Annotated in this window: 17 protein-coding genes and 4 pseudogenes; 11 read left to right on the plus strand and 10 right to left on the minus strand. The window is 72.5% G+C overall.

What is annotated here, in order from left to right; translation table 11 throughout:
* Positions 1 to 131 precede the first annotated feature (131 nt).
* Positions 132 to 221, plus strand: a pseudogene (locus tag AB0442_RS18590) (hypothetical protein); the annotation flags it as partial.
* Positions 222 to 247: 26 nt separating this feature from the next.
* Here the strand turns inward: AB0442_RS18590 and AB0442_RS18595 are convergent.
* The 3 genes and pseudogenes from AB0442_RS18595 to AB0442_RS18605 form a co-directional block, all read right to left on the minus strand.
* Entirely contained in the window at positions 248 to 979 is a 732-nt protein-coding gene (locus AB0442_RS18595; RefSeq protein ID WP_366164040.1) for a hypothetical protein, read from the minus strand.
* A 114-nt stretch (positions 980 to 1,093) separates the two neighbouring features.
* Positions 1,094 to 1,174, minus strand: a pseudogene (locus AB0442_RS18600) (hypothetical protein); the annotation flags it as partial.
* 85 nt (positions 1,175 to 1,259) lie between these two features.
* Positions 1,260 to 1,709, minus strand: a complete 450-nt coding sequence (locus AB0442_RS18605) for an SRPBCC family protein (protein ID WP_366164041.1) — start codon at positions 1,707 to 1,709, stop codon at positions 1,260 to 1,262.
* Positions 1,710 to 1,949: 240 nt separating this feature from the next.
* Between AB0442_RS18605 and AB0442_RS18610 the strand changes: the two genes are divergently transcribed.
* Together AB0442_RS18610 and AB0442_RS18615 are read left to right on the plus strand one after the other, a co-directional pair.
* Complete coding sequence (locus AB0442_RS18610; protein WP_366164043.1) at positions 1,950 to 2,555, plus strand: VOC family protein; 606 nt, start codon at positions 1,950 to 1,952, stop codon at positions 2,553 to 2,555.
* Positions 2,556 to 2,579: 24 nt separating this feature from the next.
* Positions 2,580 to 5,342: an AAA family ATPase gene (locus tag AB0442_RS18615; protein ID WP_366164045.1), complete on the plus strand. Its 2,763-nt coding sequence runs from the start codon at positions 2,580 to 2,582 to the stop codon at positions 5,340 to 5,342.
* Positions 5,343 to 5,353: 11 nt separating this feature from the next.
* Here AB0442_RS18615 and AB0442_RS18620 read toward each other — a convergent pair whose 3' ends face one another.
* Complete coding sequence (locus tag AB0442_RS18620) at positions 5,354 to 6,169, minus strand: alpha/beta fold hydrolase (protein ID WP_366164047.1); 816 nt, start codon at positions 6,167 to 6,169, stop codon at positions 5,354 to 5,356.
* Between the two features lie 190 nt (positions 6,170 to 6,359).
* Here AB0442_RS18620 and AB0442_RS18625 point away from each other — a divergent pair, with 190 nt between their 5' ends.
* Both AB0442_RS18625 and AB0442_RS18630 read left to right on the plus strand, forming a co-directional pair.
* Complete coding sequence (locus tag AB0442_RS18625; protein ID WP_366164049.1) at positions 6,360 to 7,445, plus strand: alpha/beta hydrolase; 1,086 nt, start codon at positions 6,360 to 6,362, stop codon at positions 7,443 to 7,445.
* The gene (locus AB0442_RS18630; protein WP_366164051.1) at positions 7,442 to 7,633 is read left to right on the plus strand and encodes a hypothetical protein; all 192 of its coding nucleotides are present in this window, start codon (positions 7,442 to 7,444) and stop codon (positions 7,631 to 7,633) included. Before AB0442_RS18625 ends, AB0442_RS18630 begins: the two co-directional genes overlap by 4 nt.
* A gap of 189 nt (positions 7,634 to 7,822) precedes the next feature.
* Here the strand turns inward: AB0442_RS18630 and AB0442_RS18635 are convergent, their stop codons facing one another.
* Positions 7,823 to 9,451: a tannase/feruloyl esterase family alpha/beta hydrolase gene (locus tag AB0442_RS18635; RefSeq protein WP_366164053.1), complete on the minus strand. Its 1,629-nt coding sequence runs from the start codon at positions 9,449 to 9,451 to the stop codon at positions 7,823 to 7,825.
* A 210-nt stretch (positions 9,452 to 9,661) separates the two neighbouring features.
* Here AB0442_RS18635 and AB0442_RS18640 point away from each other — a divergent pair, with 210 nt between their 5' ends.
* Positions 9,662 to 10,504 (plus strand): alpha/beta hydrolase, encoded by an 843-nt coding sequence (locus AB0442_RS18640; protein WP_366164055.1) that lies wholly within the window; start codon positions 9,662 to 9,664, stop codon positions 10,502 to 10,504.
* Positions 10,505 to 10,600: 96 nt separating this feature from the next.
* On the opposite strand, the gene AB0442_RS18645 is transcribed toward AB0442_RS18640, so the two are convergent.
* Positions 10,601 to 13,315 (minus strand): AAA family ATPase, encoded by a 2,715-nt coding sequence (locus AB0442_RS18645; RefSeq protein WP_366164057.1) that lies wholly within the window; start codon positions 13,313 to 13,315, stop codon positions 10,601 to 10,603.
* Positions 13,316 to 13,520: 205 nt separating this feature from the next.
* Here AB0442_RS18645 and AB0442_RS18650 point away from each other — a divergent pair, with 205 nt between their 5' ends.
* Positions 13,521 to 14,360 carry an oxidoreductase gene (locus AB0442_RS18650; RefSeq protein WP_366164059.1) on the plus strand — a complete coding sequence of 280 codons (840 nt, stop codon included), beginning with the start codon at positions 13,521 to 13,523 and terminating at the stop codon, positions 14,358 to 14,360.
* Between the two features lie 632 nt (positions 14,361 to 14,992).
* Here AB0442_RS18650 and AB0442_RS18655 read toward each other — a convergent pair.
* Complete coding sequence (locus AB0442_RS18655) at positions 14,993 to 15,091, minus strand: hypothetical protein (RefSeq protein ID WP_366164060.1); 99 nt, start codon at positions 15,089 to 15,091, stop codon at positions 14,993 to 14,995.
* 223 nt (positions 15,092 to 15,314) lie between these two features.
* Positions 15,315 to 17,594, minus strand: coding sequence for an MMPL family transporter (locus tag AB0442_RS18660; RefSeq protein WP_366164061.1), 2,280 nt, complete (start codon positions 17,592 to 17,594; stop codon positions 15,315 to 15,317).
* A 175-nt stretch (positions 17,595 to 17,769) separates the two neighbouring features.
* On the opposite strand from AB0442_RS18660, the gene AB0442_RS18665 reads away from it, so the two are divergent.
* The 3 genes and pseudogenes from AB0442_RS18665 (at position 17,770) to AB0442_RS18675 (ending at position 21,112) form a co-directional block, all read left to right on the plus strand.
* The gene (locus AB0442_RS18665) at positions 17,770 to 18,942 is read left to right on the plus strand and encodes a histidine kinase (protein WP_366164063.1); all 1,173 of its coding nucleotides are present in this window, start codon (positions 17,770 to 17,772) and stop codon (positions 18,940 to 18,942) included.
* Positions 18,917 to 19,579: a response regulator transcription factor gene (locus AB0442_RS18670; protein WP_366164064.1), complete on the plus strand. Its 663-nt coding sequence runs from the start codon at positions 18,917 to 18,919 to the stop codon at positions 19,577 to 19,579. The genes AB0442_RS18665 and AB0442_RS18670 overlap by 26 nt, the downstream gene beginning before the upstream one ends.
* Positions 19,580 to 19,872: 293 nt before the next feature.
* Positions 19,873 to 21,112: pseudogene (locus AB0442_RS18675) on the plus strand (IS4 family transposase).
* Between the two features lie 661 nt (positions 21,113 to 21,773).
* On the opposite strand, the gene AB0442_RS18680 reads toward AB0442_RS18675, so the two are convergent.
* A complete protein-coding gene (locus tag AB0442_RS18680; protein WP_366164065.1) occupies positions 21,774 to 23,129 on the minus strand; it encodes a GH1 family beta-glucosidase in 1,356 nt (451 codons plus the stop codon).
* A 338-nt stretch (positions 23,130 to 23,467) separates the two neighbouring features.
* Between AB0442_RS18680 and AB0442_RS18685 the strand changes: the two genes are divergently transcribed.
* Positions 23,468 to 24,439: a site-specific integrase gene (locus AB0442_RS18685; protein ID WP_366164067.1), complete on the plus strand. Its 972-nt coding sequence runs from the start codon at positions 23,468 to 23,470 to the stop codon at positions 24,437 to 24,439.
* Positions 24,440 to 24,479: 40 nt separating this feature from the next.
* Here AB0442_RS18685 and AB0442_RS18690 read toward each other — a convergent pair.
* Positions 24,480 to 24,647 (minus strand): annotated as a pseudogene (locus AB0442_RS18690) (aldo/keto reductase); the annotation flags it as partial.
* Positions 24,648 to 24,859 lie beyond the last annotated feature (212 nt).

Consider the following 24,859-nt stretch of genomic DNA (forward strand, 5'->3'; position numbering starts at 1 on the left):
TGCCGGGCGTGGACGGGAAGCGCCGCTCCGGCCCGCCGCCGCGCTCGTACGGTGGATGCACGGCTGGACGGGTGGACGGTTGGCCGGTGGCAGGCACTGTCGGCTGTCCCTGCGGGTGACCACGCACCGCGATGGGTGCCGGTCGAGAAGACCACCGTTTCGGGACCGCGGACGGCACCGAGTCGCTCGCGGACCTCCTCGGCGGGCGCTCGCAGCTGCTCGTCCACCACTTCGTGTCCGGCCCGTCCTACGAGGCCGGATGCCCGGCCACGACCTCGACACCGGTCGCGAGCATGTTGGCGGCGATCCGATCCGCCAGCGCGTCGTGGCACATCAGCAGGTCCATCGGCGGGTCGCCCTTCATGACGATCCGGTAGCCGCTGCTCGTCCGCTCGAGCTGCCAGTCGTGCCGCCCGGTGGTCCACATGTCCTCGTAGCAGGCGAGGTCCGGCGCGCCTGTGCCGGCCGCAGTGTGCACGCCGGTCCCGGGCGGTGGCTCGGCCTGGAACGAGACCCCGGGGAGGTAGCCGCCCGGCACGGCGGTCTGGAAGCGGAGCTCCGGGTATCGGTCGTCCCCGAGCGCCTCCAGCACCTCGGCCGCCGGGTAGCCGAACAGGTCGATGTCGTCGAGGACCACGGGGACGGCGGCCGGACCGCGCCACGCGGGCCCCGGCGCACCACGTCCGACCACGCCCCGGCCGGGAATCGGCCGCCGCGGGTGCCCGGCCCGGCTCAGCACGACGTACGCCATCAGCAGGTCGCCGGGTTCCGGGTCGTGCCGATCACCCCTCGCGCAGGCGGTCAGTTCGAGATCGCCCCACTGGACGGTGAAGATCCACGTCGCGTCGAGGCCTCCCGGACTCCGGACCTGGCCGAGGCCGGCCAAGGTCCTCCGCGTGGCGACATCGTCCATTCCGAAGCGGAGCGTTCCCGCACCGTCCGGCAGATGGACTCCGATCCCCGGCAGCAGTTCGAACATCCGCTGATCGTGGCGGCTCACGGCACATCGCCGCAAACGAGTTCGCCGCCGGTGACGGCGCCGTGCCGGAAGCGAGCACGCGCGGCCATCCGTTCCGCGGCGACCGGAGGCCGACTACCGTGGGCGATCGGCCCGATGGGCCGCGATCAGGTCGCGGTACCAGGCGTACGAGGCCTTCGGGGTGCGCTTCCGCGTCTCGAAGTCGACGTGGACGAGGCCGAAGCGCTGGTGGTGGCCCTCGGCCCGTCGAACACCCTGTCATCCTATTCGCCCGCCGAACTCAGACCGCGCGGGTACGGGCCTCGATGGCCTTGACCGTGTTCTTCAGTGCCTTCTCCAGCACGCCCTTGCCCACGCTGCCCAGCAGCAGCCCGGTGACACGCCCCTTGAGGTTCCTGCCTTCGCGAACCACCACGACGTCCAACTGCGTCGTCCCGTCCGGCAGGGGCGTGAAGGTGTACGTGTGCCCGGAGCGGCCGCCCCAGATGTTGGAGTCGACGGTCGTCATCACCACCCGGTGCGGATCGGACCAGTCGTAGTGCAGCCGCTCCCAAACGCCGCCCGAGCCCTCGGTGACGTCGGCGTGGTCGGCATCCTTCGCGTGTACCTGCAGGTACTCGTCGGAACTGTTGGGAAACAGCTGCCGACGGCCGGGCCCGAAATCGGTGAGGCACGCCACGAACTGTTCCGGTGTCGCATTCGTCCGCTCGGTGAGGTGGATGGTCGCCATGGTGTGCTTCTCGCGCTCCTCGCATCGGCGTGGTGATCTGCTGCACCCAGGTTCCCGCTCGGCACCCGCCGTCGAGCCGGTGTCGATCCCTGGTCCGCTCGGCGCGGGACCCTGGCCGGGGCCTCGGCGGACACCGGCCCGGGGCGCCACCAGGGTTCATCCCTGGGGCGACGGATCGGCGGTCCCGGGATCGTTGTCAGACGGTGCCGATCGGCATCTGCTGCGGCGAAGGAGCTGACGATGGTGGATTTCAAGATCGAGGTCGTGGTCGTCCCGGTCTCGGACGTGGACCGGGCCAAGGACTTCTACACTCGGATCGGCTTCCGCGAGGACGTCGACTTCTCCGGCCCGAGCGGCTTCCGGGTCGTGCACCTCACCCCGCCCGGCTCGGCCGCGTCACTCATCATCGGCAGCGGCGTGACCGACGCGGCGCCGGGGTCCGAGCGCGGTGTGCACCTCATCGTGGACGACGTCGTCACGGCCCGCGCCGAGCTGGCGGCCTGCGGCGTCGACGTCAGCGAAGTGTTCCACGACGCCGGCGGCGTCTTCCACCACGCCGGCACCACTGACCGGGTCCCCGGCCCGCACCCGGCCCGGCAGTCCTACGCGTCGTTCGCGTCGTTCGCCGACCCGGACGGCAACACCTTCGTCCTGCAGGAGGTCACGACGCGCCGGCCCGGCCGGATCAGTCACGTGGTCTACCGCTCGGCCGCTGAGGTCGAGCAGGCGCTGCGCGACGCGGCGCTCGCCCACGGCGAGTACGAAGGAAAGCTCGGCCACCACGATGCGGACTGGCCGTCGTGGTACGCCGCCCACATGGCCCGTGCCGCCGGCCTCGGCGACTGACGCTCGGTGACGGACGGGACGGGCATGGAATCCGGCAGCACGCCGATGGTGGGGCGGGAAGGCGAGCAGGCGGAGCTTTCGACGTTCGTGACGACCGCCGCAAGCGGGGCCCTCGTCCTACGAGGGGAGGCGGGAGTCGGCAAGTCGGCTCTGCTGGGCCACGCGGTCGCTCTGGCGGAGCAGGAAGACCATGCCGTCATCCGCGCCGCCGGTGTCGAGGCCGAGTCCGAGCTGCCCTACGCCGGGCTGCATCAGTTCCTTCATCCGCTGCTCAGCGAGGTCGCGCAGTTGGATGACGGGACCCGGGCGGTCTTCGACGCCGTCTTCGGCCGGGCCGAGGGGGACCCGCCGTCGGTCATGAGGCTCGGCATCGCGGTTCTCGGCCTGCTGTCACTGGCGGCGGCGCGGCAGCCGCTGCTGGTGGTCCTGGACGACGGGCAGTGGCTGGACGACTCCAGCGCCGACGTCTGCGGCTTCGTGGGCCGGCGCCTGGCCGGCAGCCGGGTGAAGCTGCTGATCGCGGTCCGTGCCGATGTGGTGTCGCGCTTCGACGCCGCGGCACTGCCCGAGCTGTCCGTCGCCGCCCTCGCCGACGAGGACGCGGCGCTGCTGCTGGATCGGCGGTACCCGCGGTTGGGCCGGCAGATCCGCCGGTCGGTGCTGGAGCAGGCCCGGGGAAACCCGCTGGCGCTGCTGGAACTGCCCACCCACCTCGGCGACCGGGCCGGCGACCGGGCGATGGGCGAACTCGTCGGTCAGCACGGCGTGCCGCTGCCTCGGCGGCTGCAACAGCTGTACGGCGCCCGGATCGCGGCCATCGGCGACGGTGTGCGTGCCGAGCTGCTGATGGGCGCTCTCGACGGCGTCGCAGCCGAGCCCGGCGGCGGCCCGTCCGGCACGCGCTACCGCATGCGCGACGCCGACGAGGCCGTGGCCGCCGGGCTGCTCGACTTCGAGCCGGCCACTGGCGACTTCACCTTCCGGCATCCGCTCGTGCGCTCCGCCGTGGTGCAGCTGGCCACCCCCAACCAGCGCCGCGCCGCTCACCAGGCGCTGTCGCAGGTCCACCGGGAGAACCTCGAACGCCGGGCGACGCACCTCGCCGCGGCCACCGTCGACCCCGACGAGGAGGTGGCCGGCATCCTGGAGGCAGCGGCCGAATCCGCGACCCGGCGCGGCGGCGCGCTGACGGCCGTGACCTGGCTGACCCGCGCCGCGGAGCTGAGCGAGAACCACTCCGACCGGTCCCGGCGCCTGGCGGACGCGGCGTTCGTCGCGGGCCACGCCGCCCGTCTCGGTCAGGCGCACCGGCTCGTCGTGTACGGGCTCACCCCCAGCCGGGCGGAGTCGCCGGTTGCGGTCCTGGCCTCCGCCTACCAGGCGCTCTACCAGGACGGAGACGTCCGTTCCAGCCAGCGGCAGGTCATGGCCGCGATCGAGCGGCTGCGGGGTGGCGGGAGCACCGAGCCCGACGAGGTCCTCACCCGGCTGGTGATCCTGCTGCTGGCGATCAGTCAGTACGCCGGGGAACGCCCGGCCTGGGAGCGCACCCACCAGCTCCTCGCCTCCCTGGGTGGCCTCGTCACCGGACGCACGCGGATCCACAGCGCTGCCTGGAGCGACGTGATCCGGTACGGCACCGAATGCGCCGGGATGGTGGAACAGGCCACCGCGAACCTCTCGGCCATGGAGCCCTGGGAGGTGACGCGGCTGGCCGTGTCCGCGTACCACCTCGACGTTCTGAGCCAGTACCGCCCGTATCTGCAGCGTGTCGTGGACCGCGAGTTGGAGACCGGGGCCGCGGCCAGCGGCATGGTCATGCTGCACCTGATCACGCTCGACCAGATGGCGGTCGGCGAGTGGAACGAGGCCGAGGACACCGGTCAGCGGGTCCTGGAACTGGCGGCCGAGCACGGCCACGAATTGTTCGCCGTCCAGAGCCGCGCCTACCTGGCCCAGCTCGCGGCGATGCGCGGGCAGGTCGGTCGGGCTCGGGACCTGCAGGCCGAAGTCGATGCCTGGGCACGGCCGCGCGGGCTGGGGTTCCTCACCCAACTCGCCGACTCCGCCGGCGCGACCGCCGCATTGAGCGCCGGTGACTACGAGGCCGCCTACCTGTACGCCATCGGCATCACGCCACCGGGCACCTTCCAGCCCTACAGGTATCAGGCTTCACGTACCCTGCTCGACCTCGTCGAGGCCGCCCGGCACACCGGCCGGGTCGAGCAGGCCAGGGCCCATGCCCTCGCCGCGCGCGACGCCGGACTGCCGGAGCTGTCACCCCGCCTGGCGCTGATCACTCATGGCGCGCTGGCGATGACCGCGGACAGCGAGTCGGAGGCCGCGGAGATGTTCGCGCGGGCCGAATCGCACCCGGACGCCGCCCGCTTCCCGTTCGAGCTGGCCCGGATCCGATTGGCGCACGGCATACGGGCACGTCACGCCCGAGGCCGGGTGACGGCACGGCAGTACCTCATTCCCGCGGCCGAGGCGTTCGAGCGGCTCGGCGCCGCCGGCTGGGCCGAGCGGGCCCGGGCCGAACTGCGGGCCACCGGGACGCCGCCGCACTCCTCGACGCTGAATCCCGCTTCGTTGACCTGGCAGGAACGCCGGATCGCGGACCTGGCAGCCGGCGGGCTGACCAACAAGGAGATCGGCAAGCGGATGCACCTGTCGCCGCGCACCGTCAGCTCGCACCTGTACCGCGTCTTCCCGAAGCTGGGCGTCACCACCCGAGCGGCGTTGCGCGACGCCCTGAGCCGGACGGAGGAGGTCTCGCAGGCATGACGGCCTCGGGCTCAGCTCCCCGTTCCCCCTGCGGCCAGGGGCCCGACGCCGTTGGCGGCCAGCCAGGCGAGCACGTGGTCGGCGACCGCGGGCCAGCCGCTGTCGACCACGAGCGAGTGACCCCGGTCCGCGTACTGCTTGAGGCCGGTCACGGCGGTGGAGTCGCCGTAGAGCTTGAAGACGGAGCGCGTGCTGACGTCGGCGACGATGCGGTCCTCCTGGCCGGATACGAGCAGGAGCGGCCCGCGTGTGGCGTTGCCGGTGTCGACCGTGACAGGGAGGGGACCGCGGTCGAGTCCCACGTCGACAAGAAGCCGGCGCGGGACGGGAACGGCGTGTCTCTCGAAGAGCTTCGCGGCCTCTTCCTCCCCGACCGTGTTGGCGACCGTGTGCCGGAACTGGGACGGGGTCAGCGATGCGAAGCCCTGATGCCGGTCCGATCCAGCCCGGACGAGCGACCACGGCCGGGTCCGGACCTCGGCCGGCACCGCGCCGCCGACCGGCACGGGCGCAAGGGCCACCGCGGCCCGGCCGAGGCCGGCGCCCATCAGCTGCTGGGCGATGAGACCGCCGACCGAGTGCCCGATGAGGACCGGCGGAGTCCCGAAGGAGCGCACGATCCTCTCGTAGTGGGCGGTGAGCGCGTCGAGTCCGAGGTCCCGGAGCGCGCCGGGATCCCGGCGCGCCTGCGCCGCGGTGCCCGCTTCCCCGGGCCAGCCCGGGACGCACACCGCGAAGCCGCGTGCCGCGAGCCGTTCCGCCCAGCCCTCCCAGCACGACATGTGGAACCACGCGCCGTGGATGAAGACTGCGGGAGTTCGATTCACGGCCATGCCTTCCGATTGCGTGGGGCAACCCTTCAAGCGTCGTCGACACCCGGCACGGCGGAAACAGTCGGATGACTGGATGTCACGGCCCGGCTGACGGGTCGGGTGTCCCGGCGTCATGTGACTGATGTGCTCCGGCGCGGGCCGGCCGGACAGTGGAGCGTCAGCAGGCTTCCCGAAAGGATCAGACGTGATCAACAGGCGTACGTTCACCAAGGCGGTCGGCCTGGGTATGGGTGCCGCGTCCCTGCCCCTCAGTGCCGCGGCCGCCGCGCCCGCGGCCTTCGGCGCCGCCTCCGACCGGCCCGGCCGCCCTGCCCCGGTCATCCCGGTCATCGCGCCGGGCACGCACACCGCGTTCACCGAGCTGAAGCAGGTCCGGGCCGGCGTGCTCGACATCGGCTACGCCGAAGCAGGCCCGAAGCACGGCCCTGTGGTCATCTGCCTGCACGGCTGGCCCTACGACATCCACAGCTTCGTCGACGTGGCTCCGCTGCTGGCCGACGCCGGCTACCGGGTGATCGTGCCGTACCTGCGCGGCCACGGCACCACGACGTTCCTGTCGCCGGCGACGGTCCGCAACGCACAGCAGTCCGCGATCGCGCTCGACATCGTCGCCCTGATGGAAGCGCTGAAGATCCGCAAGGTGGTCCTGGCGGGCTTCGACTGGGGCTCGCGCACCGCCGACGTCATCGCGGCCCTGTGGCCGGAGCGGGTCAAGGCCCTGGTGTCGGTGAGCGGATACCTCGTCACCAACGTCCAGGCGCAGCAGAACCCGCTGCCTCCGAAGGCCGAGCACACCTGGTGGTACCAGTACTACTTCGCCACCGACCGCGGTCGCAGCGCCATGGAGAACCGGCAGTACCGGAACGACCTCTGCCGGCTGGTCTGGGACGAGGTCTCTCCGACGTGGAAGTTCGACGACGCCACGTACCTGCGCACGGCCGCGGCCTTCGAGAACCCCGACTACGCCGCGATCGTGATCCACAACTACCGCTGGCGCCTCGGCCTGGCCGACGGCGAACGCCGTTACGACCGCTACGAGCAGCTGCTCGCGGACCGGCCGAGCATCGGTGTCCCGACCATCACCCTGGACCCGGCCCTCGATCCCTTCCTGGGCTCGACCGACGGCCTGGGGTACCGGGGGTTCTTCACCGGCGCGTACGAGCACCGGGTGCTCACCGGCGTCGGGCACAACGCGCCCCAGGAGGCTCCGACGGCGTTCGCCCAGGCCGTGGTGGACGCCGACCGGCTGGGCAAGGAGACCCGAGAATGAGCAGCCTCCGTACCGACGAGGACTCGGCGGCCGTCCGCAAGGCCCGCTTCGGCGCCCTTCCGGAACGCGTCGCCTTCGAGGACCTCGTCGAAGAGCGACCCCCGCTGCCCGCGAAGGCGGTGGACGGCTACGACCCGGACGGCTTGGCGGTCCGATTCGCCTGCCCGGCGGCGGACCTGGGCCTTTGACCCGGTTGTTCGAGGGGGTTGAAGCTGCCGCAGCGTCAACGCCCACCGTCGGACCTGGGACCGAACGAACCGGCCCGGATGTCGGGCGTGACCACCCGGACGGCCACGGCAGGCCACCACCTGCCGGGGCCCTCGCCGTCACGCGGCCGTGGCCGGGCGGCGGGTGCGGGTTCGGTGGCAGAACCCGGGTCAGCCGCGACCGGCCGGAACGCAGCGGAAGCTGCTCGCGTCCGACGGGTCGCCGTGGCCGGCGTACCGCGAGACCATCGGGTAGCGGCAGACGTCGCGGGCGACCGTCCGGCCGTCGGCGGTGGGCAGCGTGGCGTGCAGCACGGCCGGCGCCTGACCGTTCTCGACCCAGGCGGTCAACGCCGCGAGGTCGTCGACCTTGCCGCCGCCCAGCCCGCAGTGCGCGACGCCTGGGGCCAGGAACACCCGGTAGAAGTCGTCGACCTTCTTGCTGCCGCCCATCAGGGCGTCCACGCGTCGGCGGTAGTCGACTGTGCCGCCGGTGGGGATCAGCTGGTCGGCGTCGCCGTGCCAGGTGATCAGCTTGCCGCCGGCGGCGCGGAACGCCGACAGGTCCGGGTCGGAGGTGCCGATGACCGGGTCGTACTCGGCGCGGGCCTGCTGGAAGATGCGGTCGAACTGCGCGTAGGTGAGGTCCGCGGTGTCGAACGAGGGCTGCTTCTCCACGAACGTGGCGACCCACGCGGCCGGGACGATGAACGGCGAGCCCGTGGTGACGCCGTTCGCGTCGGTCTTGCTGGCCGCGAGGTAGCCGAAGTCGGCGCCGACCGGCAGCCCGTACCAGAGCCGCTTGCCGAACGCGTCGCGCGGGCCGTCCCAGATCCTGCGGACCACGTCGGCGTCGGCCGCGGTGATCGTGTGCTGCTTGCCGTCGCACTCGACCTTCGTGCCGATCAGGCGGCGCGGGTCGTAGTCGCAGCGCCCCGGGTCGCTGATCAGGCCGTCGACGACGCCGTCCCGCTTGTCGCAGGCCTCCAGCGCGGCCCGGTTGAAGGCGTTGAACTCGCACGCTGTCGGGTAGGTGTGCTCCTCGTTCATCACCACCTGCGGCCACAGCGTGGCGACCTCGAACCGGTTCCAGTCGATGCCCGGCGCGTCGGCGTTGATGCCGTTGAAGTCGGTGGGGTAGCGCTGGGCCTCCATGTATCCCTGGCGGCCGCCGGTGGAGCAGCCGTTCCAGTAGGAGTAGGACGCGGCCCGGCCGTACACCTCGGCGATGACCTGCTTGCCGACGACGGCCGTCTCGTGCGCCGAGCGGGCGGCGAAGTTCTCCAGCAGCGCGCTGTCGATCCGGCCGTCGGCCTTCAGCGCCCAGCTCGTGTCCAGGCCGCCGCCGACGCCGGCGTCCGTGGTCGCCGCCGCGTAGCCCTGCTTGACCGCCGCCGCCCGGGCACCGTCGTCGCCGGCGGCGTAGGCGGCGCCGCCGACCGCCTGGAAGCGGCCGTTCCACCCGGCTTGCGGCAACCAGACCTGTACCTTGGCGCGGTCGTTCGCACCGGGGTGGGTCAGCGTGACGGTCACCTCGCAGTGCGCCGGCACGTCGGGCACAGGGTAGCCGCCGAGCGGCGGGACTCCCGGCACCTGGTAGGTGCCGGCCGGGACGCCGGCCGCGGTGATCGACTCCACGACGATGCCCTCGGGCGCCGGCAGCTGGAACGGCGCGCAGGCGAACGAGACCGGGCCGGCAGTGGCGGCGGCCGCGGCCGACGTACTCACCGGCGCCTCGACGGCGCCGACGACCGCCAGCGGGACACCGGCCGCCACGAGAGTCAGCAGACGTCGTTTCATGATCACTCCTCGGGTAGGGGGTTGCGTCCTCACAGTGGCCGGTGCGTCGGCGCCGCCGCATCAGTCACCTGACGCTCAGTCGGCCGGGCGCGTACACCTCCCGAAGGAGACGTGACATGGCGTCACATGACCGATGTGGCCGGGCCGCGACGGGGGCAACAGTGAGGGCTGTCAGACCTCTTGTTCGGATTCCTTGGAGCGTGATCTCCCATGTCCAGCATCGAGAACGGCCGCAAGCAGCGATTCATCACGGGTGCGGCCGCGGCGGCCGCCGCGATCGGCGCCTTCGCCGTCGCCGGACCCGCGAACGCGGTGGCCCCCGTCACAGCGGCCGACCGGGCCCCGAAGCCGACCATCGTCCTGGAGCACGGTGCGTTCGCCGACGGCTCCAGCTGGGACGGCGTCATCCGTGACCTGCGCCGCGACGGCTACCCGGTGGTCGCCGCCGCCAACCCGCTGCGCGGCCCGGCATCCGATGCCGCCTCCCTGCGCAGCCTCATCGCCCACATCAAGGGCCCGGTGGTCCTGGTCGGCCACTCCTACGGCGGCTCGGTCATCAGCGCGGCGGGCCACGACAACCCGCAGGTCAAGGCCTCGGTCTACGTCGCGGCGTTCCTGCCGGCCCCGGGCGAGACCGCGTTGGAGCTGACCAACCGGTTCCCCGGCTCGACTCTGCCGGGCACGCTGGACCCGGTGCCGTACACGGCCGCCGACGGCAGCACCGGCACAGACCTGTACATCCAGCAGGACAGCTTCCGGCACCAGTTCGCCGCCGACGTCCCGGCCGAGCAGGCCGCGCTGATGGCCGCGACGCAGCGGCCGATCGCGCAGGCCGCTCTGACCGAGAAGGCCACCGTCGCCGCATGGGAGACCGTTCCCAGCTGGGACATCGTCACCACGCAGGACCTGAACATCCCGTCGGCCGCACAGGAGTTCATGGCCCGTCGTGCGCACGCCCACACCACCGAGGTGGCCGCGTCGCACTCCGTCGCCGTCTCCCACCCCGATGTCGTGGCCGGGGTCATCGAGAAGGCCGCCCGCGCCACCCGCTGACCGGCCGTCGACCAGCGGCCCCTGAACGCCGAGAGGGCGGTCTCCCCCTCCGCCCTCTCGGCCCGTCCCCCACGGCGACCCCGTGGGCGACCGCGGTCATCGGCCGGACAGCGCGCCGTCGAGCTCGCGGCGGGAGGTGATCCCCAGCCTGGCGAAGATCTTGCGCAGGTGCCACTCGACCGTGCGAGGGCTGAGGAACAGTTGCGCGCCGATCTCCGCGTTCGAATGTCCGGCGACCACCAGCCGGGTGATCTGCGTCTCCTGCGGCGTCAGGACGGGTGCGTCGACAGGTCGCCTCCGGACGGTCTCGCCGGTGGCGAGCAGCTCCCGCCGGGCCCGCTCGGCGAACGCCTCCATACCCATCGTCAGGGACGCCTCGTGCGCCGTCCGCAGCTCGGCGCGGGCTTCGCCCCGCCGGTTCCGGCGGCGCAGCCATTCTCCGAACAGCAGCCGGGCACGGGCCGCGAACACCTCGAGCCCGCCCCGGCTGAAGTGGTCGATCGCCTCGCGGTAACGGTCTTCGGCCTGCTCTTGTGCTCCGGCCAGGGCGTCGGCGACCGCCCGCGCGCCCAGCGCCCAGGGCGTGCCGGCCCGGCTCCAGTCCGCCAGCCGCTCGCGCGCCCGCGCCGCCGCGGCCGGGTCGCCGGCCCGGGTCGCCGCCTCGATCAGCTCGCTGCACGTCCAGTGGTGCACGACCAGGTCCTGATGTTCCGAGCCCCGCAGCGCCGCTTCCAGCGCGAGCGGGTAGTTGCCCAGGCCGTTGTGGAGCACTGCCCGCGCACACGCCGCCATGGCGATCAACCGGCCCAGACCGCGCTGCTCGCCCTCCCGCTCCGCGGCCTCGACCAGCTCCAGGGCCGACCGTTCCCGCCCCCGGTACGCGCTCAGCAAGGCCGTCGTCGCCACGCGCGTCGCCCTGCCGGTGGCCTCCTCGGTGTTCGCACCCTCGGCCAGCAGATCCCAGGCCTCGGGAAAGCGCCCCGCACAGCCCAGCGAGGCCGCCCGGTAGGGCAGCGCCGTCGACAGGATCGACAGGGCGCCCGTCGTCCGGGCGTAGCGGACCGCCCGGTCGGTGATGTCCAGCCACGCCGCCAGGTCGCCCAGCTCCACGGCCGCGCTCGCCGCCGGCCACAGGACGACCAGATCCTCGTCGTCGGTGAGGGAGTGCAGCGCCCGCGCCAGCAGCGGGAAGGCCGCAACCGGGCCGTCGATGGCCCAAGTGACCAGAGCCCGTAGGAAGACTCCGGCCGTCTCGTCGCCGGACGGCAGGTCGCGGGCGGCTTCGGCGGCTCGCCGCAGCCCGCCTTCGTCGAGTCGGCCGGCCCAGACGGCCGCGCCGAACGCCGCGAGGTAGGTCTCTCGCGCGGCGGCCGGGTCGAGCTCCCCGAGCTTGCCCGCCGCCACGAGCAGGGGCTGGACCGCGCCGACCCCGGGGTCGGTCATGGCCGACGCCTTGGCCCGCAGCCTGCTGGTGTTGGCCTGCTGCAGCGGGTCCAGCGGCCCCAGTTCGGCGGCGGCGAGCAGGTCGGGCACCCGGGCGGGTGCCGCCGCGTCGAGATGGGCCGCCGCCGCGGCCAGCGCCCGCCGTGCCCGCTCCTTCGGGTCGGGGCTGAGAGCCGCAGCCCGTTCCAGGAAGGAGGCGGCCGCCGCCCGGCCGCCGCGGGCCAGGGCCCGGTCGGCCGAACGCTCCAGCACGGCGGCGACCAGCTCGTTCGGTCCGACCGCGGCGTGTGCCAGATGCCAGGCACGCCGGTCGGGATCGCGCTCGGCGTCGGTGGCGTCGGCGAGCGCTCCGTGCACCGCCCGCAGGGCTTCGGCGTCGGCGCCGCGCCAGGCCGCCGAGCGCACCAGCGGGTGCCGGAACCGCACCGGGGCGCCCAGCCTGAGCAGTCCGGCGGCCTCGGCCGGCGCCGCCGCATCGGGCCCGATGCCCAGCAGGCGGAGGCCGCGCCACAGCAGCAGTTCGTCGCCGACCGGCTCGACGGCCGCGAGCAGCAACAGGGCGCGGGTGTCGTCGGGCAGCACGTCGATGCGCCGCCGGAAGCCTTCCTCGACCCGGGTGGCCAGGGGTGCGACGCCGGGTCCGCCGAAGCCGAAGGCCAGCTCCACCGGCGACAGATCCTGGGGCAGTTCGAGCAGAGCGAGCGGGTTCCCGCCGGTCTCGGCGACGATCCGGTCCCGCACCCGCGGGTCGATCGGCCCGGGCAGCGCCGAGTGGAGCAGGGCCCGGGCGTCCGCGTCGGCCAGCCCCCGAAGCGGAAGGTCCGGCAGACCCGAGAGGCCTCCCTCCTGGTCGCCGACCCGCTCGGCGAACACCAACGCCACCGATTCGGCGTCCAGTCGGCGGCCGACGAACCCCAGGATCCGAAGGGACATCAGGTCCAGCCACTGCGCGTCGTCGACCAGGCACACAAGCGGGGTCTCGGCTGCAGCCTCGGCGAACAGGCCGAGGACCGCCATCCCGACCAGAAGCAGCTCGGGCGCGGCCCCGGCGCTCAGGCCGAAGGCGACCCGCAGCGCGTCCTGCTGGACCTGCGGCAGCGTGTCGAGATGCGACAGCAGCGGGGCGCACAGGCGTTGCAGGCCCGAGTACGCGAACTCGGACTCGGCTTCGATGCCGTCCGTGCGAACGGTCTGCATCCGCGCCGCCTGCGCCGCCGTGTAATCGAGCAACGCGGATTTTCCGATGCCCGCCTCGCCGCGCAGCACCAGCACCCGGCTCCGCCCGTCGCGCACCTCACGCAGCAGGCGGTCCAGGGTCTCCAACTCGCGGTGCCGCCCGAGCAGCCGGTGTTTCGTGTCCTGCCCCATGTGCTTCCTCCGGCGCGTGTCCCCTGGCGGGGGTCCCCCTCCCGGAGGAGCTTCGCCTCCATCCTACGAACATCGCCGATGGTCAAGATCCATCCGGTTCCGGCCAGCTTCCTCGACTCAGCGTCAGATGACGGATGCGGGACGGATCCGGCACGCACGACAGTGGCAACCGAGAGAACTCGCAACGTATTGACAGGGACTTGAGATGACTCGCACTTGGTTGATCACCGGCGCATCCCGGGGCTTCGGTCGGCGCTTGGCGGCGGCGGTTCTGGAAAGGGGGGACCGACTGGTGGCCACGGCACGCCGGCCGGAGCAGCTCGACGACCTGGTGTCCCGCTACGGTCAGCGGGTCCGAACCGCGGCCCTCGACGTGACCGACGCGGACGCGGCCCGGGCTGCGGTGCGTGCCGCGGTCGACGCCTTCGGTCGCCTGGATGTGGTGGTGAACAACGCCGGATACGCCAACAGCGGCCCGATCGAGGAGATCCCCGAGCAGGACTTCCGCGACCAGTTCGAAGCGAACTTCTTCGGGGTCGTCAACGTCACCCGGGCCGCCCTACCGGTGCTGCGTGAGCAGCGGTCGGGCATGTTCGTGCAGTTCTCGTCCCTGGGCGGCCGAGTCGGCGGCACCCCTGGGATGGGCGCCTACCAGAGCGCGAAGTTCGCCGTCGAGGGGTTCTCCGAGGTACTGGCCGTCGAGGTAGCGCCCTTCGGGGTGAAGGTCGTCATCGTCGAGCCCGGCGCCTTCCGGACGGACTGGCAGGGCTCCTCCATGGAACTGCATGCGGTCGGGGCCGACTACGAGCAGACCGTCGGTGCCATGAACCGGTACCGGCAGGAGAACAACGGGACGCAGCCCGGCGATCCGGCCCGCGCCGCCGAGGTCATCATCGACGTCGTCAACCACGACGATCCGCCCCGTCGGCTGCTGCTCGGTGCCCAGGCCGTGACCGCGGCCCTGGAGGCGGGTGAGGCACGCGCGGAGGAGACGCGGAAGTGGGCCGCGGCGAGCCGTTCGGCCGACTTCCCACCGGAGGAGTGACGACCGGGCCGACTCCGCGAACGACGACCTTCCACGGACCGTAGACCCAGGCTGATCATCGGTGCCTCCACCGGACTGGAACCACGGGCCCGACCGCGCAGCCGGCCGGTGGTCCCGGCCACTCCCCCTCTGCAGGCAGGTCGGGCGTGCTGGTACCCAGCGAGCGCAGCACGACCGGCTACCGGCTGTACGTTTTCGACACCATGCACTCGCAGATGCACCAGCATCTGAAGCAGTTGCCCTGGCGGGACGTTCCGCTGACGGGCAGGACCCGCACCACCGTGCACGCCGCGACGAGATGCGTCGCGTCAGGGTCGCCGCCCTCACGGCTCCCCGCCCAGGACGCGCTGTTTGACGGCGTCCGGCGGGTGCCCCAACCAGGCCGACGGCCCTACCGCATATTCGGTCGGCTGGGCAGTCGCGCCCTTGGCCTCGCTCCCGCGTCCGAGATGGCCGACTGAGGTCGACCGGACATCGCGGCCCGGCCGAACCGCTGGTGACGGCCTTCTCAATCATCGAACACCCTGTCTTCACGCCCCACCACCGCGCGCGGCCGCGCGGGCCCGTGTCCGACGGCGCCCTCGCCCTACGGGCTCGGTTCTGACCTGTGTCACGGCCACCACAGGCATCAATTAGCCAGCACAGTAATACCGGTGTGTGGCAATCAGGTCGCGATACCAGGCGTACGACGCCTTCGGCGTGCGCGCCTGGCTCTCGAAGTCGACGTGCACCAGGCCGAAGCGCTGCTCGTAGCCCTCGGCCCGTCGAACACCCTGTCATCCTACGTAGGCCCGCAGATCACCGGAAGCGTGCGGAAGAGCTGCTGGGAGCCGATCCCGCGGATCCTCACCTGGGCCCATAACGGGTCTACCAGCCACCCGGTGATCACGACTCGACATGCGCCGTAGGTGGCGCGCTGAGGTGCCGCACCCCAAGGGCGGGTAAGGAGTCGAGTCAACGGTCAACCAGCCGTGGACGAGGGGCCTCGCCCGTGGATTCCACGTCAGTATCGTCGGCGGCGTCGATGCCGACCGGGCCTCGGGGAAGTATCCGGTCCAGCCACCTCGGCAGCCACCAGTTGGCCCGGCCGAGGAGTGTCATGGTCGCCGGCACCAGCACCATGCGTACGACCGTGGCGTCGACGAAGATCGCGGTGGCCAGGCCGAGCCCGAACATCTTGGCGGAGGGGTCCTCGGCGACGGCGAAGGACAGGAAAACCGCCACCATGATGAGGGCGGCCGAGGTGATGATCCGGGCGGTGCCCGAGACACCCTCGACGATCGCCGTGCCGTTGTCGCCGGTGCGCAGGTACTCCTCGCGGATGCGGGAGAGGAGGAACACCTCGTAGTCCATCGACAGGCCGAACAGGATGGCGAAGAGGAACATCGGGATGAACGACACGATCGGAACCGTCGCTTCCAGCCCGATGAGTGCGCCTCCCCAGCCCCACTGGAAGACCGCGACCATGATGCCGTAGGCCGCGCCGATGCTCAGCAGGTTCAGCAGTACCGCCTTGAGCGGTACGAGGACCGAGCGGAAGACCAGCATCAGCAGCAGGAACGACATCGCCAGCACGGCGGCGACGAACACCGGCAGGCGTTGGCTGGTGCGTCGGCCGACATCGGACAGGCTCGCGGCGGCGCCACCGACGTGGGCCCTGGCCGGGCCATGCCCGATCGCCGTGGGCAGCACCTCGGTGCGCAGCCGGGCGACGGTGTCGGCCGTGCTCTTCTCCTGCGGACCGGTGGTCGGGAACACCACCAGGGTCGCGATGCCGGTGGCCCGATCGATGTGCGTCGGCGCGACGGATGCGATGCCCGGATCCACCGCGACCGCCCCGACGAGACGGTCCAGCACTTCCGGATCACCGGCGGGGTCCGCGGCGATGACGAGGGGACCGTTGGTGCCCGGGCCGAACCCCTCGGCGACGAGGTCGTACGCGCGGCGCTCGGTACGGCTCCGAGGCAGCGACCCGTCGTCGGGCAGGCCGACGCGCAGGCCGAGCACGGGCAGCGTCGCCGTCAGCAGCAGCCCCGTCGCGCCGACCGCGTACGGCACCGGGTGCCGGCTGACGTGCCCGATCCAGCGCCGCCACCCGGCGGCGGGGGCGGCGGCCCCCTCCGTGTCCTGCCGCCGGCCGAATCGGCCCGGCCGCCCCGCCCGAAGTGCCCGGGCGATCCGACCGGGGCGGCCCAGACGCGGGCCGGCCACGCCGAGGAAGGCCGGCAGCAGTGTCACCGACGCCAGCACCATGGTCAGGACGACGATCGAGACGGCAAGGCCGCCCACCGTCACGAACGGCACGTTCGCGACCGCCATGCCGAGGATCGACACGACGACGGTGCCGCCGGCGAAGACCACGGGCCGCCCCGCCGTGGCCACCGCCCGTCCGGCCGCCTGGTGTGGATCGAGCCCGCGGGCGAGGTACTCCCGGTGCCTGGCGAGCACGAACAGCGCGTAGTCGATGCCCACTCCGAGCCCGACCATGCTGCCCAGGACCGGTGCGAAGGTGGGGACGTCCGTCACCCCCGCCAGTACCGTCATCGTGGCGACCCCGACGGTCAGCCCGAAGACCGCCATGCCGATCGGCAGCGCGGCGGCGACGAGCGAACCGAACGCCAGGAACAGGATCGCGGCCGCGGCGAGAAGGCCGATCAGCTCGCTCACGCCACCGTCGGGGTCGGCGAAGGCGTAGAAGAGGGTCCCGCCCATCTCGATGCGCAGGGGCAGTTCGGCGCGCAGCCGGTCGCCGAGTTCGACGAGGGCGTGGAGGTCTTCTGCCGACAGCCGGCTCTGGTCGGGGTACTGCACCCGGACGACCGCGATCCGCCCGTCCGCCGAGACGAGGCCGCCGCGCACGGCGGTGTCCCCGCCCACGTCGAGTGCCCCCGCCGGGTCGCTCGTGCCGATCACGTGCGGCAGCCGCTTCACCTCGGCCTGCAGTCGCGTGAGAGCGGTACGCGCGCCGTCGTCGGCGAAGAACGTCGCACCGCCGTCGAGGGGGGTGACGACCATTTGGGCGGTCATCCCCTCCTGGCCGGTGCCTGCCTGCTCGATCAGTTCCGCGGCCCGTCGGGAGTCCAGTCCCGGAGCGGTCATCGAGTCCGCGGTCCGCCCGCCGAAGGCGACGGCGGCGAGGACGGCGAGCGTGCCGGCGATCAGCCATGCCGCGATCACCCGCCAGGGATGGCGCGCGGCGCCTGCGCCCAGGCTCAACAGGGCTTTCGAGAGCATCGGGTCCTCCAACCACCTCGTCGGCCGTCCTTGTACGGCCGCCGATGTCGAGGCTCGTCGCCACGGCGCTCCGCGGCATCGGCCCGCGGGCCGCGGATCCGTCGGCCCCGGGGCGGACTGACGACCCGTCCTTTCGGCCGATGCGCGGCAAGCGCCGGTCCGTAGGCTGAGAACCGTGCTCCGAGACGACCTGCGAACCCTGTGGACCGAACCCCGGCCGCCCGGCGCGCCCGCCCGGGTGTGGCGGGACTGGGCGCTGCTCGCCGCGTGCCTCGCCGCTGTGGCGCTGGAGGCCACCCTGCGCGAGAACGTCGTGTGGCGGCCGGTGGCGGTGGTGTACGCCGTCTGGCTGTGCCTGCTGCCCCTGTGGCGCCGGACCCGCCCGCTGGCGACGGTGACGCTGGCGTTCGGCTCGGTGACCCTGCTGACGGTGGCCTCGCTCGTCACCGCACCTCGCGAGCCCATCGGCCTGTACACCGGCGCGATCGTGCTCGTACTTGTGTACGCGCTGCCCCGCTGGGGATCGGGGCGGGAGATCGTGCTGGGCGGCGCGCTGATCCTCGCGGTCGGCGCGCTGTGTGTCGTCCCGGACGACACCTCGGTCGTCGACAAGGCCGGGGGCTACGTCTTCCTGCTGCTGCCCGGCGTGCTCGGGGCTGCCGTGCGGTTCCGAGTGACCGCTCACGAGCGGCAGTTGGAGCAGGTGCGCTCCCGTGAGCGCGAGCAGCTCGCCCGGGAACTGCACGACACGGTGGCCCACCACGTGTCCGCCATGGTGATCATCGCCCAGGCGGGCCGGGTGATCGCGGGCACCGACCCGTCCGCCGCCGTCGAGGCGCTGGAGGGGGTCGAGGAGGAAGGGGCGCGCACACTGGAGGAATTGCGCGCCATGGTCGCCGCGCTGCGCGACCGCGGGGTCGGCGCCGATCTGGCGCCGCCGGCCGGCGTCGCGGACCTGGAGCGCCTGGTGCGCGCCCCGGGCGGCCGCCTCAAGGTCGACCTGGGGCTCGACGGCGAGCTGGCCGCGCTGCCCCCGGCCGTGGACGCGGCCGTCTACCGGATCGTGCAGGAGTCGGTGACCAACGCGCTGCGCCACGCGGTCGACGCTACCGAGGTCGTCGTCCGGGTCTCCGAGGAACGGCACACGGTACGGGTGAGCGTGCGCGACAACGGCCGGCGCACCGGCCGGGGTCGCGACGGATACGGGCTTACCGGATTGCGCGAGCGCGCGACGCTGCTCGGCGGCACACTACGAGCCGGCCCGGGTACCGACCGGGGGTGGTATGTCGACGCCGAACTGCCGAGAGCGAGGAACGAGAGCGGTGTCCATTCGCGTCCTCGTCGCTGACGACCAGACGATCATCCGCACCGGGTTGCGGATCATGCTGAATGCCCAGCCCGGCATCGAGGTTGTCGGCGAGGCCGCCGACGGGCGGGAGGCGGTCCGTCTGGCCCGCGAACTGCGCCCCGAGGTCTGCCTGTTCGACATCCGGATGCCCGTACTCGACGGGCTGGAGGCCACCCGGCTGATCGCCGGCCCGGGCGTCGCCGACCCGCTGGCCGTGGTCGTCATCACCACGTTCGACCTCGACGAGTACGTCTACGGCGCGCTGCGTGCCGGCGCCCGCGGATTCCTCCTCAAGGACACGGGACCGGACCTCCTGGCCCAAGCCGTACGGTCGGCGTCCGGCGGTGAGGCACTCATCGCGCCCAGCGTCACCGTCCGTCTGCTCCGGGCATTCGCGGACCTGCCCGCCGGCCGGCCCCTGGCCCAGCCGGTCTCCCCCGTCACCGCCCGCGAGGAGCAGGTGCTCCTCGCCGTCGCTCGCGGGCTGACCAACACCGAGATCGCCGATGCACTGCACATCAGCCTCAGCACGGTGAAGACGCATCTGGCCAGCCTGATGGCCAAACTCGGCGCCCGCAACCGGGTCGAGATCGCGATGTGGGCCTACGAAACGCGCCGTATCCTTCCCGGAAGCTGAGCCGGGTGCCGGGCCATGTCCCATGAGTCCCCGCCCGGACATCAGTGCACCGGTCGGCTCACGTCGGCTCCACGTGCCTCACCCGCGCCAAAGCGTGACGTACCAGAGGCTGGAACTGGGACCGTGAGACACCCGATACGACAAGACTCCCCACAGCTACCCCGCCGGTCGCCACCTGCACGCCTCGATGATCTGGATCAAAGACCTCACCAGCCCCCCCGATGATCACGACTCAATACGCGCCCTAAGCGCAATACCGGTGACTTTGGTGCGGTGTGGTCGTTGATTGAGGTGTGCCACGGCCTGGACAGGTGAAGTCGCCGGTGGGTGACCGGTTCTCGGATCGGATCGCGTCGGGGTGCTGACGCGGGCTTTCCCGCCCGAGCTGATCGACGAGGTGGTCGCGGAGTGCGGTCGGGTCGAGCAGCGGCACCGGCTGCTGCCGGCGCGGGTGGTGGTCTACTTCGTGCTGGCGATGTGCCTGTTCTTCGGGCAGGGCTACGAGGAGGTGGCCCGGCTTCTCGTGCAGGGGCTCGAGGGCGAGGGCCGGTGGGCGAAGGCGTGGCGGGTGCCGACGACGGCGGCGATCGGCCGGGCTCGGCTGCGGTTGGGTCCGGAGCCGTTGCGCATGCTGTTCGCCAGGGTCTGCCGGCCGGTGGCGGTCGCCCGGACTCCGGGCGCCTGGTTCCGGCGGTGGCGGCTGGTCGCGGTGGACGGCACGTCTTCGACCTGCCGGACACGGCGGCGAACACGGAGTTCTTCGGGCGGCCGGGCACCGGTCGGGGCCAGGGGCGGAGTGCATATCCGCAGGCCAGGGTGGTGGCGCTGGCCGAGTGTGGCACCCACGCGGTGTTCGCGGCCGAGGTCGGGCCGTTGTCCGTGCACGAGAGCGCCCTGGCCCAGCGGCTGTTCCCCGCACTGGCCGAGGGCATGCTCGTATTGGCCGACCGCGGGTTTTGCGGGCTGGACCTGTGGCGGGCCGCGAAGGCGGGTGGGGCCGATCTGTTGCGGCGGGTGCGGAGTGTGGTCGTGCTGCCGGTCGTCGAGATGCTCGAGGACGGCTCCTACCTGTCGGAGATCGTCGCCGCGCGGGACCACTACCGGCGGGCGGCCCCGGAGCGGGTGCGGGTCGTCGAGTACACACTCGGCCCGACCGGCGGCGACGGCACTGTCTACCGGCTGATTACCAGCATCCTCGATCCCGCCGAGGCGCCGGCCACCAAGCTCGCGGCCCTGTATGCCCAGCGGTGGGAGATCGAGAACACCCTCGACGAGATCAAGACCCACCAGGGCGGACCCAACCTCGTCCTGCGCTCGCAGCACCCGCGCGGAGTCGAGCAGGAGGTCTTCGCGTTCCTGCTGGTCCACCACGCGCTGCGGGACCTGATGCACCGGGCCGCACTGCGGGACGGACACGACCCGGACCGGATCTCCTTCACCCGCACCCTTCGCATCGTCCGCCGCCACGTCACCGGGCAGGCGGCGCTTTCCCCCCTCCCGACTCGCCCGGGCCACCACCCGGAGCCTGCGTGAGATCACCGAACGACTCCTGCCCGCAAGGCAGTTGCGCTCCAATCCCCGCGTGATCAAACGCAAGATGTCCAACTGGGCGCTCAAACGAACCGAACATCACAACCCGCCCCGGCCACACGCGCCGACCGTGCACCTGGTGGCCCCGACCAAGACCCACTCCAAACGCGACAAAACAACTAAATCACCGGCATTGGCCCTAAGCGCTCTCGGACGGCACCGGAAACCGCACGTACGTCACCACTGCGCGCGGCCTTGAGCCGGCCATGGCCTACTACGGTCTCCTCGACCGGACGCCGATGTGCCGGCACGAGGGTCGCCCCACCTCCACTCACCCACACCCAGGTCCGGCAGGCCCGCTCGCAGCGCGCCGTACCCCACCTCGCTGCGGAAGGACGCGACGCGGAGGACCCGGCACGCGGCACAGCGACGTAAGTCGTCGAGACCGGCCACCGGGAGCGTGCTCATCGAGCGGAAATGTCCACCGTGTCAGGACCACCTGCACGCCCGGTCGGGACGGACCAGCCGCTGGCGATGACCTCTGCGCCCGTTGAACACTCTGTCTTCGCCCCTCGCGACGGCTCGCCGCTTCGAACGTGCTCCATCACAAGACAGCCAACCGGTATCGGATCTGACACGGATCGGTTCCTACTCCGATGCCCAACTACTCTTTCCACAAAGCCCGGTGGGTGGCAATCAGGTCGCGGTACCAGGCGTAGGAAGCCTTCGGGGTTCGGACCTGAGTGTCGAAGTCGACGTGGACGAGACCGAACCTTTGATGGAACCCCTCGGCCCATTCGTAGTTGTCGAGCAGCGACCAGGTGAAGTAGCCGCGGACGTCGACGCCTTGGGCGACCGCGGCAGCGAGGGCGTCGAGGTGGCCGGCGAGGTAGGCGATCCGGTCGGGGTCGTCGACGGTGCCGTCGGGGGCGGGTGCGTCGGCGACGGAGCAGCCGTTCTCGGTGACGGTGACGGGTGGGAGTGCGGTGTCGTAGCGGTCGCGCAGGCCGACGAGGAGTTCACGCAGCCCGTCGGGGACGACCGGCCAGTCGAAGGCGGTGCGGGGGACGCCCTCGATCGGGGCTTCGGAGAAGGGGAGGGCGGGGTCGGTGGGGGCGGCGATCCGGGTGGGGTTGTAGTAGTTGACGCCGAGGCCGTCGAGGCCGGGGCCCGAGATGAGCTTGAGGTCGCCGGGGCGGACGGCGCCGCCGAGGTCCTCGTCGAGGCCGAAGGCCGACAGGTCGGGGTACCGGCCGAGCAGCAAGGGATCGGTGAACAGCCGGTTGTGCAGGGCGTCGTAGGCTGCGGCGGCCTCGACGTCGGCGGGGTCGTCGGTGGCCGGGCGGACCGGGGTGAGGTTGTTGGCGATCATCACCTGCAGGCCGCGTTCGCGCAGCACCGCGGCGGCCAGTCCGTGGCCGAGCAGCTGGTGGTGGGCGGCGGGCAGCGCGTCGAGCATCAGCGTCCGGCCGGGGGCGTGGATGCCGAGGGCGTAGCCGTAGACCATGTGCACGAAGGGCTCGTTGAGGGTGATCCAGGCGGGCACCCGGTCGCCGAGCCGGTCCGCGACCACCGCCGCGTACTCGGCGAAGCGGTGGGCGGTGTCGCGGTTCAGCCAGCCGCCCTCGTCCTCCAGGGCCTGCGGGAGGTCCCAGTGGAAGAGGGTGGGCAGCGGGGTGATCCCGGCTTCCAGCAGGGCGTCGACCAGGCGGTCGTAGAAGTCGAGGCCGGCCGGGTTGGTCTCACCCGCGCCGGTGGGCCGGATCCGGGGCCAGGCGATCGAGAAGCGGTAGCCGTCCAGGCCGAGGCCCTGCATCAGGGCGACGTCCTCGGGATAGCGGTGGTAGTGGTCGCACGCCACCGCGCCGGTGTGGCCGTCGCGGACGGCGCCGGGGCGGGCGGCGAACACGTCCCAGACGGACGGCCCGCGGCCGTCCTCGTCCACCGCGCCCTCGATCTGGTAGGCGGCGGTGGAGGCTCCCCAGCGGAAGTCGGACGGGAGGTCGAGTCGGTTCGGCATGGCCTGACTTCCTGCTCGCGAGGGCGGTGACGGAATCACAAGAACATGAGGAGCTCTCATGTTAGTGCGGCGCCACACGGCGCACCAGGCACCCCGCGACGACGACCGCTGCGCACCGCCCCCGGCCCCCGTCACCGGCGCCCGCCGTGCCGACAGGTGCTGAAGGGGCGGCCACCACGACGGGACGGCGAGCTGACGGGGACGGCCACCCCCGCGCGGCCACCTCACCGCCTACGGCGCTTCAGGCCAGTTATTAATATGACCATCCGATGAGCCGGTCGGCGGGCTCGGTGGCGCGGATCGGCGGACCTGTCGGACCCCCGCACTAGGGTGACCGCATGGCAGAGGTCCCGCTCGTGGCCGCGCCCTCCGTCGAGGCGCTGAACACCGTGGTGGAGCGCGCCTGCGAGCCGCCCACCAGCGCGTCCCGCGCGAAGCAACTGCGGTGGGTCGCCGGTGAGCTCCGCACCGCCCTGGAGCGCGGCGAGATCCCCTCCTCCGCCGCCGCCTCCCCCGCCGAGCTCCTCGCCCCCGACACCCTCGCCGCCTACCTCGACGCGGCCGAGCGCGGTCTGCTGCGCCGCAAGCCCGCCGCCCGGCCGGACCAGCCCTCCCCCGCCTCCATGCGGGTGCGGGAGGACTGTCTGCAGATCCTCGGCGCCGGCGCGGGGATCGCCGTCGTACTGCCGCCGCGCACCCGGCAGGGCGGGCTGCGGCCGGTCGTCGCCGCCCGGCCTCGCAGCATCCTGCTCGGCCACCTGGAGCGGGCCGTCCGGCCGGGCCAGTCCGAGGCGCGGAGCCGGATCCTCGCGATCATCGGCACGGTGATGGACACCGGCTGCCGCGCCGGCGAACTCTGCCACCTGCGGGTGGGCGACGTCGACACCGACCGGGGCCGGATCCGCGTCACCCGCCTCCCCCAGCACCGCGACCTCGCGGCCGAACCGGTCACCGAGACCGTCGCCCTCTCGGGCCCCACCCGGGCCGCCCTGCAGAACTGGCTGAAGGCCCGCGGCCACCTGGTCGTCCGCGACGCCGCGAAGCCCGCCGGGCGGGCGAACGAGACCACCGACGCCCTGTGGGTGAGCGTCTCCCCCAGCGGCCGGGCCCGGCCCGGCCTGCCGCTGCACTTCCGCGGTCTGGCCCGCGCCTACGTCCGCGAGATCCGCAGCCTGAACCTCGACATGGCCGGCGAACCCGGCTGGGAGCCGATGCCGAAGCGGATGGAGCAACTCCGCCGCGCCATCGACCTGGAACCGTCCGACCTCGCCGGGGCCACCGTCCTGCGCCGCGCCGACCCGAAACCGTGACGGCCCGGGCACGGTGACGGTCCGGCAGGGTGACGGGCGGCGCCGAGGTGAGGAAGCCGCGGGCCAGCGGGCTGAACGCCACCAGGACGACGCCGAGTTCGCCGGCCGCTGCCAGGGGGCCCTGCTCGGGGTTGCGCGACCGGAGGCTGTACTCGTTCTGCAGCGCGGCGATCGGGTGCACGGCGTGCGCCCGGCGCAGCGTCGCGGCCGCCGGGGCGGAGACCGTGATGCTCGCCGGCGTCGGGTGACCTCTGCGGGCTCGAAGGGGGCGGAGCCGGTGCGGGCCCGAGGGGTCCCGCCGGCTCCGCTCTCTCGCACCCCGGGCCTAGATGAATGATGCGAAGGGTTAGTGGTCATAGGCGGTCAGCGAGCGCATGACGGGCTGGCCGGTGCGGTCGTTGTGCCAGATTGCACAGGTCA

The sequence above is a fragment of the Kitasatospora sp. NPDC085895 genome, from assembly GCF_040702125.1.
GTDB classification, from domain to species: Bacteria; Actinomycetota; Actinomycetes; order Streptomycetales; family Streptomycetaceae; genus Kitasatospora; species Kitasatospora arboriphila.

What these genes read in the sequence shown, in the direction of transcription:
- AB0442_RS18630 (WP_366164051.1), top strand. Translation starts at nt 7,442, where the DNA reads ATGAGCAGCCTCCGTACCGACGAGGACTCGGCGGCCGTCCGCAAGGCC.
- AB0442_RS18660 (WP_366164061.1), bottom strand. Translation starts at nt 17,594, where the DNA reads ATGCTCTCGAAAGCCCTGTTGAGCCTGGGCGCAGGCGCCGCGCGCCAT.
- AB0442_RS18605 (WP_366164041.1), bottom strand. Translation starts at nt 1,709, where the DNA reads ATGGCGACCATCCACCTCACCGAGCGGACGAATGCGACACCGGAACAG.
- AB0442_RS18610 (WP_366164043.1), top strand. Translation starts at nt 1,950, where the DNA reads ATGGTGGATTTCAAGATCGAGGTCGTGGTCGTCCCGGTCTCGGACGTG.
- AB0442_RS18650 (WP_366164059.1), top strand. Translation starts at nt 13,521, where the DNA reads ATGACTCGCACTTGGTTGATCACCGGCGCATCCCGGGGCTTCGGTCGG.
- AB0442_RS18685 (WP_366164067.1), top strand. Translation starts at nt 23,468, where the DNA reads ATGGCAGAGGTCCCGCTCGTGGCCGCGCCCTCCGTCGAGGCGCTGAAC.
- AB0442_RS18595 (WP_366164040.1), bottom strand. Translation starts at nt 979, where the DNA reads ATGTTCGAACTGCTGCCGGGGATCGGAGTCCATCTGCCGGACGGTGCG.
- AB0442_RS18680 (WP_366164065.1), bottom strand. Translation starts at nt 23,129, where the DNA reads ATGCCGAACCGACTCGACCTCCCGTCCGACTTCCGCTGGGGAGCCTCC.
- AB0442_RS18635 (WP_366164053.1), bottom strand. Translation starts at nt 9,451, where the DNA reads ATGAAACGACGTCTGCTGACTCTCGTGGCGGCCGGTGTCCCGCTGGCG.
- AB0442_RS18640 (WP_366164055.1), top strand. Translation starts at nt 9,662, where the DNA reads ATGTCCAGCATCGAGAACGGCCGCAAGCAGCGATTCATCACGGGTGCG.
- AB0442_RS18645 (WP_366164057.1), bottom strand. Translation starts at nt 13,315, where the DNA reads ATGGGGCAGGACACGAAACACCGGCTGCTCGGGCGGCACCGCGAGTTG.
- AB0442_RS18615 (WP_366164045.1), top strand. Translation starts at nt 2,580, where the DNA reads ATGGAATCCGGCAGCACGCCGATGGTGGGGCGGGAAGGCGAGCAGGCG.